Origin of the sequence: Paenibacillus sp. FSL K6-3182 (assembly GCF_037976325.1) — a bacterium.
Taxonomy (GTDB): domain Bacteria; phylum Bacillota; class Bacilli; order Paenibacillales; family Paenibacillaceae; genus Pristimantibacillus.
Genome location: NZ_CP150265.1, coordinates 5,933,570 through 5,947,596 on the forward strand (window position 1 = coordinate 5,933,570; position 14,027 = coordinate 5,947,596).

At 33.3% G+C, this 14,027-nt stretch carries 12 protein-coding genes; all 12 read right to left on the bottom strand.

What is annotated here, in order from left to right:
• Positions 1–29: 29 nt before the first annotated feature.
• Complete coding sequence (locus MHH56_RS26215; RefSeq protein ID WP_339204580.1) at positions 30–980, bottom strand: glycosyltransferase family 2 protein; 951 nt, start codon at positions 978–980, stop codon at positions 30–32.
• The gene (gene rfbD, locus MHH56_RS26220) at positions 977–1,825 is read right to left on the bottom strand and encodes a dTDP-4-dehydrorhamnose reductase (protein ID WP_339204581.1); all 849 of its coding nucleotides are present in this window, start codon (positions 1,823–1,825) and stop codon (positions 977–979) included. The genes MHH56_RS26215 and rfbD overlap by 4 nt, the downstream gene beginning before the upstream one ends.
• Before the next feature lies 1 nt (position 1,826).
• Positions 1,827–2,849, bottom strand: a complete 1,023-nt coding sequence (gene rfbB / locus MHH56_RS26225; protein ID WP_339204582.1) for a dTDP-glucose 4,6-dehydratase — start codon at positions 2,847–2,849, stop codon at positions 1,827–1,829.
• A 9-nt stretch (positions 2,850–2,858) separates the two neighbouring features.
• Positions 2,859–3,416 carry a dTDP-4-dehydrorhamnose 3,5-epimerase gene (rfbC, locus tag MHH56_RS26230; protein WP_339204584.1) on the bottom strand — a complete coding sequence of 186 codons (558 nt, stop codon included), beginning with the start codon at positions 3,414–3,416 and terminating at the stop codon, positions 2,859–2,861.
• Positions 3,417–3,432: 16 nt separating this feature from the next.
• Complete coding sequence (locus MHH56_RS26235) at positions 3,433–4,176, bottom strand: sugar phosphate nucleotidyltransferase (RefSeq protein WP_339204585.1); 744 nt, start codon at positions 4,174–4,176, stop codon at positions 3,433–3,435.
• Positions 4,177–4,339: 163 nt separating this feature from the next.
• Complete coding sequence (locus MHH56_RS26240; RefSeq protein WP_339204586.1) at positions 4,340–5,377, bottom strand: acyltransferase; 1,038 nt, start codon at positions 5,375–5,377, stop codon at positions 4,340–4,342.
• 402 nt (positions 5,378–5,779) lie between these two features.
• A complete protein-coding gene (locus MHH56_RS26245) occupies positions 5,780–6,775 on the bottom strand; it encodes a glycosyltransferase family 2 protein (RefSeq protein WP_339204587.1) in 996 nt (331 codons plus the stop codon).
• A 52-nt stretch (positions 6,776–6,827) separates the two neighbouring features.
• On the bottom strand, positions 6,828–8,120 hold the full coding sequence (locus MHH56_RS26250) for a glycosyltransferase family 39 protein (RefSeq protein WP_339204588.1): 1,293 nt from the start codon (positions 8,118–8,120) through the stop codon (positions 6,828–6,830).
• A 66-nt stretch (positions 8,121–8,186) separates the two neighbouring features.
• A complete protein-coding gene (locus MHH56_RS26255) occupies positions 8,187–9,281 on the bottom strand; it encodes a hypothetical protein (protein ID WP_339204589.1) in 1,095 nt (364 codons plus the stop codon).
• An 11-nt stretch (positions 9,282–9,292) separates the two neighbouring features.
• Positions 9,293–10,315: a glycosyltransferase family 4 protein gene (locus MHH56_RS26260; RefSeq protein WP_339204590.1), complete on the bottom strand. Its 1,023-nt coding sequence runs from the start codon at positions 10,313–10,315 to the stop codon at positions 9,293–9,295.
• Positions 10,315–12,759, bottom strand: coding sequence for a methyltransferase domain-containing protein (locus MHH56_RS26265; RefSeq protein WP_339204591.1), 2,445 nt, complete (start codon positions 12,757–12,759; stop codon positions 10,315–10,317). The genes MHH56_RS26260 and MHH56_RS26265 overlap by 1 nt, the downstream gene beginning before the upstream one ends.
• A 12-nt stretch (positions 12,760–12,771) precedes the next feature.
• Entirely contained in the window at positions 12,772–14,025 is a 1,254-nt protein-coding gene (locus MHH56_RS26270; RefSeq protein ID WP_339204592.1) for an ABC transporter ATP-binding protein, read from the bottom strand.
• Positions 14,026–14,027 lie beyond the last annotated feature (2 nt).

Below are 14,027 nucleotides of genomic sequence, written 5' to 3' on the forward strand. Positions count from 1 at the left end.
AACCCCATATTTTCCCATTTAAAATTAATTTAATGTTTAGTGTGCCGTTTATGAACTGCCTTTTCCTGAATCCATTTACGTTTTTGAAGCATGTTCGGAAGCGATTTGAAAATAGTTGACCAACAGCGTAACAATCCTGGCTCACGTAAAATGATATAACCAAGCTTCACCGCTTCCGTTGCTAGGATCAACGGCCCTATTAATAGAGAGTGCCAACCGATAGGTTCATTTTTTATAAGGGTGAAAAAACGGTTCTGATAGGAATGCTGACGTACAAACAGCGGAACGCTGCTCCTGCTTCCCTTTTTCCAGCCTCGATGGTGTACTGCGTTTGCTTCAGGTATGTAATATGAGGTCCAGCCCAGCTTCTGCGCTCGCCATGCTACATCTACGTCTTCCTTATAGGCAAAAAAGCGTTCATCAAAAAATTCACCATCAAATTCGATATCACGAATCATAGCCTTTCGATATACCGCTGCTGCACCAGATACGCCAAATACGGCTCTTTTTGTACTCCAGTCCGCTGCTTGGTCGCCTGCGGCTAGATCATATGCATTTCGAGTTCGTTTCATTCCAAGTCCTGCACTATCCATTACTTCAATATTAGACGCAAAAACAAGCCGTCCGGTTGCACTTCCAACCTCCGGCTTTTGTTCCATAAAACCAATAATTTCTTGTAAATAATTCGGGTCTAGCGTAACATCCGGATTCAACACAAGAACATAATCGGAGGATGTCTCACGTATAGCCTGGTTTTGGCCGCCGGCAAACCCATTATTGATCGTGTTCGCTATGAAATGGACATGCTCTGCAAAAGGTTTCACTTGATCAGCCGTTCCATCAGTTGACGCATTGTCGATGACGACAATGCGTTCAACAGGGAAGCTTTGTTTTAAAACAGCTTGCAAGCAGTTCTGAATGTCTTTCGCACTGTTATAAGTTACTATACAAACGCTTACTGTTGGCATTACATATATCACTCACTGTCTTTAAGATAGTGGTTAAGCGCTTCTCTCCACGGCCGCAGCATATTAAGGCCATTACTGCGGATAGCAGTATGATCCATAACTGAATATGCGGGTCTCGGTGCTGGTCGCGGAAAATCTGCTGTCGTACAAGGCTCAACAAGAATAGTTGTGCCGCTGTCTTCAAATATAGCATTTGCGAACTCAAACCAAGAGCAAACTCCGCTATTGGATGCATGATAAATACCATAATAATCAGTTTGCACTAGCTCTAGCAAAAAAGCTGCAAGATCATAGGTGTAGGTAGGCGAACCGATTTGATCTGCAACTACTTTGAGCATATCACGCTCACCAGCCATTTTCAGCATCGTCTTCACAAAGTTATTGCCATACTTCCCGTACACCCATGAGGTCCGAACAATATAGAAGCGATCATGTAGTGTCTGTACTGCTTGTTCGCCAGCATATTTCGATTTACCATATACCGTTTGAGGATTAATCTGATCATATTCATTGTAAGGAAGAGTGCTGCTCCCATCAAAAACATAATCGGTGCTTATATAACAAAGCTTTGCACCGATCTCACGAGCAGCTACCGCAACATTACGTGTTGCAGCTGCATTCACACGAAAAGCCTCGTCCGGCTCGGACTCGGCTTTATCTACAGCAGTATAGGCGGCGCAGTGTATGACAACATCAGGACGATGCAGTGCAAATAAATTCCGGCAGGCTGGGAGACTCGTAATATCAAGCTCACTACGGCTTAATCCAATAATTTCAGCTGTATCCGTCGTCCATTGCGACAATTCTCGGCCTAGCTGCCCATTCGCACCAGTAACTACGATTTTTAAAGTAGCCATATTATTCTTTCGCCTCCAGGCGATCTTTGTACTGGGTGTCATAATATTGTTGATAAGAGCCTGATGCAACCTGCTCCATCCACTCTGTATTGCTGAGGTACCATCGAATCGTTTCCTTGATTCCGTCCTCATAGTTAAATTTCGGCTGCCAGCCTAATTCATTACGAATCTTGTCAGCATCAATTGCATATCTGCGATCATGGCCAAGACGATCCTTCACGTAGGAGATCAGCGACTCAGGCTTGCCAAGCTCTTCAAGAATCGTGCGAACAACCTGCAGATTGTTCCGCTCGTTACGTCCACCAACGTTGTATACTTCACCATTAACACCTTTATGCAGTACAAGATCTATTGCGCTGCAGTGATCCTCAACATAAAGCCAATCACGGACATTAAGGCCATCCCCGTATACAGGAAGCGGCTTATCTTGAAGCGCATTCTGAATCATCAATGGAATAAGCTTCTCTGGAAACTGGTATGGACCATAGTTATTAGAGCAGCGTGTTATGTTGACGTTTAGTCCGAACGTTTCATGATAAGCTCTAACAAGGAGATCCGCCCCGGCCTTGCTCGCCGAATATGGACTGTTTGGCGCAATCGGCGTATCTTCCGTGAAAAGCCCCGTCTCACCCAGCGTTCCGTACACTTCATCCGTAGAAACTTGAACGAATTTAGTTACGTTATATTGCTTTGTAAGATCAAGAAGCGTCTGAGTACCAAGAATGTTTGTCTGTACGAAAATCTCTGGATGCAAAATGCTGCGATCTACATGAGATTCTGCTGCAAAGTTAATAACAGCGTCGATGCCTTGTTGGAATAACGGCTCCAATTCTGAACGTTTAGCAATATCTGCTTTCACGAATGAATAGTTTGAATGCAGCTCAATCGATCGCAGGTTTTCAAGATTGCCTGCATATGTGAGTGCATCAACATTAATGATTTCGTAATTTGGATAGTTTTTAATCATATACAATACAAAATTGCTGCCTATAAAGCCGGCACCGCCGGTAACTAGTAATTTCATGAGTCTAACTCACCCTTCATATACAAAGTTGATTTCCGCATCGGCAAGCACCGGATGCTTGCCATCCTTATCCGATAAAATCGGAGTAGAAGTCGGCCAATCGATTGCTAGTGCCGGATCGTTCCAGGCGATGCCACGGTCGTGTTCGGGGGAATATAGGGCATCAACTTTGTATTGAACTTCACAATTGTGAGTTAGAGTGCAAAAACCATGAGCGAATCCTTGTGGAACCAAAAGTTGAAGTTTATTGTCTGCAGATAATTCAAAGCCTTGCCATTGTCCAAAAGTAGGTGAGCCCTGTCTTATATCGATGACAACATCATAGATCCTACCCGCAGAAACTCTTACAAGCTTTGTTTGTGCCTTTGATCCAAGCTGATAATGCATACCTCTTAGAACATGCAATTCTACTGAAAGGGAATGATTATCTTGTATAAAGTCATAATTAAGCCCAAGCTCAGCAAATGTTTTAGCATTATAGCTCTCCATAAAGAAGCCACGATGATCACCAAACACTGCGGGTTCTAGCAATTTCACTCCAGGAAGATCAGTCTCTCTTACTATCAATATCAATCACCGCCTATTACAATTTGAATCTTCCAAATTCGTCACCGTAAATGAGGTCCTTTGAAAGTTCATTCGCTTTGCTATATGATACATGAGTCCCTGCGTCCGTCCACCAGTTACTTAATACATCATATGACAGCTCATTGGAAGTGATATAGGCATTGTTAACATCAGTAATCTCTAATTCTCCCCGGTTCGACGGCTTTAAGGAACGAATAATATCAAATACACGGCTATCGTACATATATATTCCGGTTACAGCATAATTACTTTTAGGGTTCTTGGGTTTCTCCTCAATCGATACAATCTTTTCTCCTGCAAGCTCCGGCACACCATACCGCTGTGGATCTGGCACCTCTTGAATGAGAATTTTTGCTCCGGACTGCTGATCTTCAAAACCTTCAACAAATGATACGATTGAATTACTAAAAACATTATCGCCAAGAATGACAACCATTCGTTCGTTGTTGACGAATCGTTCTGCCATACCTAACGCCTGAGCTATCCCACCTGCTTCATCCTGAACCTTATATGTAAAAGAAAGCCCAAACTCTTTACCACTCCCTAAAAGGTTCACAACATCACCCATATGTTCTTTCCCTGTTACTATAAGTATGTCTTCAATAGCTGCTTCTTTCAACTTAGCTATTGCGTGGAAGATCATAGGGTAACGTCCAACTGGAAGTAAGTGCTTGTTTGTTACTTTCGTCAAGGGAAATAGGCGTGAACCAGTTCCACCTGCTAGAATGATTCCTTTCATTTATAAACCCTCCTTTCTGTTATCCGTACTCGTCAATCCAAATATTATTAGTAAAAATTACATGTTACTCTGAAAAGACATCGAATGGTATATGAGTAAATAGACTTTGTTACTACTAACTAATCGAGACTTTATTAATAATCAGTCTTTAGTAGTTAATTTATTATTGCTTGCGTTTAATTCCACCAAACATCCATGTAAACGGTATTTTTGAAAATAATATCGCTAAAAATAGAGTCAGAACAATTGTTGCTATATATAGAATCGTCATTCCTTTAAGTCCATCAAGTACTATTAGAAGATCTGGATATTCAATTGAAATTATATCTTTATGAAGAAGCACTATTGGGTGCATTAAATATAAAAGAAATGAATATTTACAAACATATGCCACAATACTTTTAAATCGAGAATTTAATTCATAAGTCTGAATTCCTATTCCTATTAGTAAGAAGAAAGAAACAATGGAATAGAATGCCTTTAAATACAAATCGTTGAATTGAGCTAGTAGTGCCACATTGTTTTGTTGATAAAAAAACATAAACACAATTAGCCATACCAACATAACAAATATTTCTTTTCTATATATAATGCTACGTATTAAATTATATCTTTGATATGTAATCATACCTAAAACTAAATATACTAACCAGTTAAGAGGTTGATAGAAACCAAATATCCCTAACTTATTGAATATCAACGTAGAATAAATGTTGCTAAGAAAAAAAAGGACAATGGAGGACAAAAAGGTAATTAACGGATTCTTTATGACAACAAGTTTAATTAGTGGAAATAATAAGTATAGAAAAATCAATATTACCAAGAAGTATACATGGTATATGGTATTACCATATATTAAACCATTTAGTAATCTGTAAAAAGATTCCCCGAGACTTTCAACAGTAGGATGATAGAATTTATATATAAGGAAATAAAACACACTCCAAAATACATAGGGTAATACAATTTTAGGTAACCTCTTCTTTTGAAAAATTAAGTAATTAGTTTGTTTTCCTGATTCAGATGCCATTAAGCCAAATCCCGATAACATTATAAAAATAGGAACTGCAAATGACATTGAACTATTCCAAACTGCTGCTATAGATTCAGATGTCACATATCCTGCCGATACATGTATACCAATGACACTCAAAGTAACTATAAATCTAACTAGATCAATTTCATTTATTCGTACTCCCAAGCAGTCCCTCTCCTATCAATTTGTATTGAACCTGAAATTCAAAATAAATCCTCAAACAAAAGGAATAGGGCCTCGCATCATTAATAGAATGATGTTTGCAAATACAACATCATCCTAATAAAGGAGCACCTTTAGATGAATACTAATCTACCCCCAAATCTGATGTAAGAAACGACTGCTATTTTGCATTTCTAAAGCTTACTACTGTATACTTTCGAAATTCAGCTTGAAGATTGCATTTAAGATAATGATAACAGCTAGAGTATTATTATAGTAAACCAACTACAAAAAATATTTTAAATACAAGCATTTTCAATAAAGCCAACTTAGAATAGTATAGATCATGTATGCTTTCATTTTTCGTGATAGTTTAACAACGAATACAAAGTCCTCTAAATAGCGTTAAAAACTCCTAATGATAGACCTTAACTTTATTAAAATAAAACTAAATATAGGAAATTGCAAATAGAATATCCACCATAAATTCCTACTTAATCCTTGGCTAGGAAAATGAAGTTTAGTATATAACATACTTAAGGAGCAATTAAAATACTTTATTTTTCCTGACAATCTATAAATTTTTGATAGCTGTTCAGAACTTACTTTAAATTCATTATTGCTAATATGTTTGGCGTATGATAATAATTGCGTTTCCTTTTCAATTAGAAATGCACTTCTAAGTTGAAGAAAATCGTTATATTTTTTTGATTCATATAATTTATTTTTATTAACGATACCAATATAATTATTTTGATGTTGACGGTACATTAGTAAAGATTCATCAATAAAATCAATTCCATCTGACGTGGATGCCGCTAAAGCTAACCACGAATCATGCATTTCCACGTGATTTGGGAATGGTAGAACTAAGTTTTTTAACTCTCTCCTTGCTATAATTGTACAACCAGTCACAATATTTAGACTCAATAACAATCTCCATTGTTCCCCTTTTATTGGTTTAATCTTCTTTCTTCTCCAATACGAATCTGCTTGAGTTACTAACTGAGAATTCACGATTTCTAGATCAGAATACATTAATAATACTTCGTTATTTGAAATTGCTGTTAAAGATTTTTCAATTTTATTAGGATACCAAACATCATCTTGATCGCATAACATAAAATGTTTAGAATTTGAAAGACCTATTAACTTTTCAAAGTTTTTGATAACTCCAATATTAGAACTATTAGTTTGATATATTATTCTACTGTCTAATTTTGAATAATGTTGAATGATCTCTAAAGTATTATCATTAGAACAATCATCTGAAATAATTAATTTAAAACTTTTATATGTTTGATTCAATATTGATTCTATTTGTTCAGCTATATATTTTTCACCATTATAAGTAGCCATTAGTACATCAACATTATTCTCATCCACTTTACACAACTTCATTGTCCCTCCTTACTTTTAAGGATTTTCATGAGGTAATGAGGTAATTTAATAATTAATCCCACTTTAATCGTGCTTTAAAATGTTTTGACAAAGAAGATATGAAATCTTTGTAATGTTTAACAGATATATATATCATATATGAACCAAGCAAGATGAAGATCGGCATGATAAAAAAACCATATCTATCATTAACGATAAATACATTTGAAACTGCTATATACATGATTATCATTAAAGAAAGACAGAACACACTTCCTCTTTTTCTAAAGATAACGGTTGCGAATATTGCAGAGATGATTGTCATGTAGTGATATAAATATATTGGTTTAACAAAGAATGAATTGTTATTCATATATAATGAGATAGCTGATGGCCTTTGGAACAAATATATCGTTTTACCGAATACATACCAACTTATCCACAATGCTGGATGACTACGGAATCCTTCTTCTATGCGCAAATGTGCCGCTTCTTTTTGAGAAATTCCCATTTCATTTGCTTTGTTCATCATTTCACCATAATCCTCTAATTCGAATGGGTTAGTACCCGCAAATAAAGGATTTTCTTGACTTGAAAATAGAATAAACTCATTAAGTACTATCAAATTTCTCACTACCCAGGGTGCAATAATTAATATGGGCCCAATCAACCAAAGAATAGCTATTCTCAAACTGTTTTTAACACTATTATTATATACAATAATACCTATACCAATTAATACAAGTGGAGCAGGACTTGGTCTAAACATAAGCAATATTGAGAAGATTATTCCAAACAGAATGTGATATTTAGCATTATTTTTCTTAATTGCTAAAACAAACAAGAGTAACGATAAACAAAACAAAAAAATAGCAGGAATTTCCGTTAACAATGCTCTAAAATAATGATACTGGGGGAAATATAACATGTATCCAAATCCAGAAAGAAATCCTACCCATATTTTCCCGAAAATATTAAAACCGATGTAAAACATTAATACTGAAGTTGCAATACTAAGTAACATATTCGCTATTTTTGCAAATAATAAATGATCACCTCCTGTTAAGTCAGCGATTCCAAATATGATTGCAAGATAAACTGGTTGACCAGGAGTTACATACGCATTCGGTGCTGTAGAAGCAAAACCAAGAAACCCTTTAGATAGAAGTTGTTCCGCTGTTATTGAGTAATAAACAGCATCAAAAGAACCATACTTAAGAACTTTATCACCATATACTTCAGTTAAAGAAGCATCATATACTTCAGGATTATTAAAACTTTGTCCAGGATTATGATATAAAAAATACATATGAAGATAGCATGATAAAAAAATCATAATCACAAAAACATATTTCACCTTACTCATAGAGTTTTGCCTCATCTCTTAAATCCCCTTCAGAACTAGCTGTTTAATCACAAAAATATTTTTGTATTATATGCTATCAAATATTCCCTTTATTATTTGCGATCTTTTTTCCCAAGTGTTCATCTCAAGAAATCTTCTTATTTCGATTCTCTTTTTTTCATCAATTATTTGACTTTCGATATTATTAATAATTCCAAATAATTCTTCGTCTGTTGAATATAAATGTATAAAGTTTTCAAATTGATTCATTTCATCATACTTAATACTGATAACTGGTTTATAAAAACTTAAATATTCATATATTTTAACTGGATTAACGGATAAAATTAAATCATTTAAAATAAATGGCATAATAAAAGCATCTGCTTTTTTAGCATACTCAGGTAATAAATGATGTTCAACAGGTCCAATAACCACTAACCTCTCATGTGTAGGTATATTGAGTTCTATGGGACCAACTAATGTAATTATTATATTCGCAAATCTATCCAATAATCTCATTATTAAATTAATATCTACCCATCGAGCAACGGTACCGATATACATAATATTTAAAAAGGAATGATCATGGGTATCTGGCAAATTCATTATGTTTTGATTAATAAATATGTTTGAGATTCCATTATTGATAACTATTGGTTCACTACGTAAATATTGCCCGTATGAATTAATTAATACTTGTTTCAAGAAATTCGATGAAACAAGAACAACACTAGATTTCATAATAAGATCGATTTCGTATTTTATATTTACATGATAATTTTCCTTATTAATATCAAAAGCCATAAAGTTATCCATACAATCATATATAACTATTTTATTATCAAGAAATCCATCTGGTATTAATTGCATTATCACTGGCGATGTAATCCATATATAGTTATACTCTTTTATTCCACTAAAACTTCTGCTATTAATACTTTTTTCTAAAAATCTTATTCCGTTCGACCTTGATGAATAAGGTAATTTATATAATTCATTAACTGTATATTCATTATAACCTTTACGTTCATTATTAATTTTGTTTTTGTGGAATACTCTGTTCACATAATATAAATCAACAGAATAATGCTTTGTCATCTCTTCAAACAAAAAATGAGGTCTTTGCTTTATCCAATTCCAATGAACATGCATTAGATACAACATTTTAGGAGGATTCAAAAATATACCCCTTATGAAATTATTTTTTTGAATTCAATCATAAATTCGTCTTGAAGCATTAACGAATACTTTTCTACTATTCCACTACTAACTTCATAGTTTTCAATGATATTAAATAATTTCCCAACAGTTTTCTCTTTACTATTTCTGTCAAATAGAAATTCATCATTATGTTTTACTAAATTACTATGAGCAACGTTATTAAATAATAAAACTGGTATTTCAAACGCCATAGCTTCTGCTACAGAAAGACCAAAACTTTCATGTAATGAAGCTGACATAAATACTCCTCTTTGACTTTTTACAAATTTCAATAAATCCCAAACCTTATCGAAGTTTAAAGGAGGTAAATATATTGTTCTATCTTGTATGCCATATTTCATTAATAGTGTTTCTAGATCAATCTCATGTTCAATCACATTGCCTGCTAGTATAAGTATTAGTTGATCACCATGAATTTCATTATATTGCACAAATATTTTTAATATATCTTCAACATTTTTCAATCTATCAATTCTCCCTACATAAAGTATAGGTGTCTTCATGTATATTTTAGAATGTTGCGTACTATTACTTTGTGTATAGACGTTATTTGAGAGAACTCTAACCTTTGATTTCAAATCTAAATTCACTTCAGAAATAATACTTTGTTTAAAGTGTTCTGAAGGTACCAGTATACCTCTAATATTGGATGGAAGAGTTTTTAAATATGTTCTGTTTTTCTCATAAGATGTATGACATTCAATAAAAGTTTTACTTGCATCAACTATGTCTAATATTTCAGGCGTATCAATAGAAAATATAACGTCATAATCTTGGTTAATAACCTCTACTACATTAACTATAGAGTCCAGTCCATTGTTTGTTATGTATTCTCGAAACTTCTCTTTCCCACCACTATCATGAAAAAAAAACACATCATATTGAATATTCAAATCAGCTTCCTGTATTGCATGTGCCCTATTTAGAAGTACTCTTTCCACTCCACCCATAGTTGCCCATTTATAAACACTTAGAACTCGCTTTATACCCATTATTTATATAACCTCGCATATATATTATCCTTTGTGGATGCTAATAGTTCATTAAAACGCTCATCCCATGTAGATTCTATCAAAAATTCTGAGAGTTGATTATAATCATAATCTTCACCAGTACTTAATTCATACATTTCATTAATTAAATATCTGAATTTAAGAACATCATTTTCTGACACTTTAACTAATGGTATAGAATTTAAGTGACTAATGCCGGTTACGACAGTCGGCAAACCAAAATAAAGATATTCATAAATTTTTATTGGGTCAACTGCCTGTGATAAAGGACTGTTAATGAACGGGATAATCCCTACATGCCAATACTTCACGTAATTTTCTAATTCATTAGGTTTTATTTTTCCATAGTATTTCACATTCGAAAATGTCTTTAACTTCAAAATAGTCTCTTCGCTAGCACCATACCCTATAAGATGTAGGAATACACTTTTATCCTCTAATAAATTAAATATCAAATTCCAATCGAACCATGATTCAGTCAAATGGCCAAAATACCCTACATGCATTATGCTGTGCTTGTTCTTTTTCTTATTTACGATATTAGATTTTCCAATGAGATTTTCATAATAGCCATTACCAATACAGATTATGTCTTTACGTAAATAACTAAACTTTTCTACCAGAGGTTGTGATACTGCTACTACTTTGTCAGCTTGTAACAACATACTTTCCTCGGCAATTTTGTTATACCAAGGCGCTTGCCCAACTAATGCAAACTGCTCCCATTCGTCCATAATGTCATATACTATGCTAAAACCATTCATTCTAAGATCTTTAATAATATGAACATAATTATTTGAGGGAATATTTAAAAAAGCATACTTTTCTTTAATTACTTTGACTTCATTAAGATCAGCTAAGGAATCCATAAACGAATACATAGGAATTGTAAAAACATGAGGATAAACCTCATCATATGATTGATCAACTACCTCGTCACGTTCCCATTGCCAAACTATAAACAAGGTTGCAATTTTATTACTTGATAAATATTTAGCTAAATTAATAGTTCTTTGGTTATAAAGCTCATCAAATGGAAACGCAGATGGAATGATTGCTATCCCACGAATATCATTTTTTTCCTCACTAATAACCAATTGTTTGTAAACTTCAAGTAAACGTATCCTATCATCAGGGTTAATCTGTTGTTCATTGAGCTGTTTTTTCATTTTGTGTTTTACAAGTTGAAAATAGGATTTCATTCCATTGTTTTTTATTATTTTTAAAGATTTAAATATATGTTTTATGATTGGTGTCTTATCTCTAAAAGAATAGTATTTTCTGGAAATTTTCCAAAAATCAGATCGATATAAATTATTTAGATCCATTGACAAGTTATAATTCTCACTTTTTAGCCATTCTTCTTGTCTCTTAAAATATTCATTTTCTTCAATTAGACTCTTTCGTTCCTGAAGCAACTCTCTTGCCTTATTATTCAGGTCAACACACTCAATTTGGGCATCATTAAACAGACCAAGATTGTGTGTTAATTGGTTGGAAAGAGTTACCTTCTCTTGTTTTAGTTCTTCTATCAATAATTGTTGTTGTTCTAGCAAGCTAATTAAACGATTTGTCTCATCCTTTTCAGTTATCATTTTTTCGATTATTTGATTGTTTTGATTTATTATTCCTATCAAATCGTTGTTATGTTTTTCTGAATTTCCAATTCTAATTTCTTGTTGCTCATTTCTTTTTTTCAACTCTTTAATCATTAATTCTTTTTGTTTATTCAATTCTTTTATCTCATCATAATCTTCAGAAAGACCACCAATAAGTTGGCTCATCTTAACTTGATAACTCGGTTCAAAATCACATCGCTTGTATATTAATAAAATTTGTTTACCTAACCAAAAAATATTATCTTTTTTTGAACAATCATATTCATATGAATAAACCAACTCAAAATTTCCACGTTTCAATTCAAAATCGGAGTATTCAAATGTATAAAAGTGTTCATCAAATCTATCTCGTTCTTGAAATGGTAATAATAAAATCACATATTGTTTCGAACATTTAAGTAAATAGTCTAACATTTCAAATGGATCATAGAAGTGTTCCAATGTATTTGAACTAAATACAACATCATACTCTTCAGTGATATCTTTAATATCCTTAGCGAAAAATTTATTATTTGGAAACTGTTCAATGGCTTTTTTTATTGCTTCTTTAGAAAAATCCAATCCAACAAAATTGCTTTTTTGGTATTTTTTTGAAAATAAATCAACACCATCTCCCTCAGCACATCCAATGTCTGCTAAAGTAATTCCACTATTTAATTGTACATGCATCCAGTCCGGAATTAATTGCAATGCTATATTATAAAAATATAGTGTCTGTAATTTACCTGCATTTTCTTCCCAATTATGAATAAACCTATTATCCCAATAGTCCACACTATTAATATTAGAGCCTGTAAATTTCATTTCCATCACTCTCTACTTTCGCAATTGTTTCCTAACTGGAGTATGTATTATACCAAATAACTGTTTATCTGAAATTGATTTAATATAAGCAGCGCCCTCGATATAATCAAAATATTGCGGTTGTATATGACTTCTATCCTCAATTGCAACTACTAGTACAAAATCACCATTAACAAAAAAATTCACAAATTCAAAAGTGATTTCACCATTCACATCTACTTCAGAAATTGATATTTCATCATCATCTTTAGTTGTAAATACAAGTAGATCCAATCCCATTGTATTTTTTATGGAAAGAGCAACACTCACATTCGTGAGATCCGCTATATCTGGCAATTTAAACTTGACTTTTATCCGGATAGTTTCACCATGTTTAATTACACTCGTTTCTCGACCTTTTTCGTTAATAACCTGTACTGATTTTAATAGATTAGGTTGGCTTCCCCATCTATTGATGATTTGTTCAAATATATTAGCTTCTGCTTCTGCTTCTTCTATTTTCAGATTTTCTATTTGTAGTTTATTTACAGGTTCACTTTCATCTTCTGTATTCATAAATTCCATGTACTCTGCTGTTACACTAAGAGTATCACCAAAAGCAATTAATTTGCCTTGATGCAGCCAAATTGTTCTGTCACAAAACTTTCTAATGCTGGATACATCATGTCCTACAAAGAGAATCGTAACTCCCTGATTTTTCAGCTCTTCAAACTTTTTAAAACATTTTGTTTGAAACTTCATATCTCCCACAGCTAATGCTTCATCTACAATTAGAATATCTGGATTTACATTTATCGCTACTGCAAATGCCAACCTGGCAAACATCCCACTTGAATACGTTTTTACTGGTTGATAAATAAATTCACCTATTTCAGCAAACTCTAATATTTTGGGAAGTATGTTGTCTATCTCTTTTCTTGATTTCCCTTGGAGTGTACCATTAAGATAAATATTCTCCATTCCACTATATTCAACATTAAAACCGGCACCTAATTCTAAAATCGCCGAAATTTTACCATTTACAACTACATTACCGCTTGTATGATTGAGAACTCCTGTTAAAATTTTTAATAGAGTAGATTTCCCCGAACCATTCTTACCTACTATCCCTATTGTTTCTCCCTCTTTAATTTCAAAACCAACATCTTTCAACGCATGAAATTCTTTGTGTAATTGTTTGATATTTCCAAAAACAACTTCTTTTAGACGATGTGTTGGTGAATCATATATTTTGTATATCTTTGATAGATTCTGAACTGTAATCATAT

Coding starts and splice junctions, on each gene's coding strand:
- MHH56_RS26265 (WP_339204591.1), bottom strand. CDS start 12,759: ATGAAATTTACAGGCTCTAATATTAATAGTGTGGACTATTGGGATAAT.
- MHH56_RS26270 (WP_339204592.1), bottom strand. CDS start 14,025: ATGATTACAGTTCAGAATCTATCAAAGATATACAAAATATATGATTCA.
- MHH56_RS26245 (WP_339204587.1), bottom strand. CDS start 6,775: ATGAAGTTGTGTAAAGTGGATGAGAATAATGTTGATGTACTAATGGCT.
- rfbD (WP_339204581.1), bottom strand. CDS start 1,825: ATGGCTACTTTAAAAATCGTAGTTACTGGTGCGAATGGGCAGCTAGGC.
- MHH56_RS26235 (WP_339204585.1), bottom strand. CDS start 4,176: ATGAAAGGAATCATTCTAGCAGGTGGAACTGGTTCACGCCTATTTCCC.
- MHH56_RS26260 (WP_339204590.1), bottom strand. CDS start 10,315: ATGGGTATAAAGCGAGTTCTAAGTGTTTATAAATGGGCAACTATGGGT.
- rfbB (WP_339204582.1), bottom strand. CDS start 2,849: ATGAAATTACTAGTTACCGGCGGTGCCGGCTTTATAGGCAGCAATTTT.
- MHH56_RS26250 (WP_339204588.1), bottom strand. CDS start 8,120: ATGAGTAAGGTGAAATATGTTTTTGTGATTATGATTTTTTTATCATGC.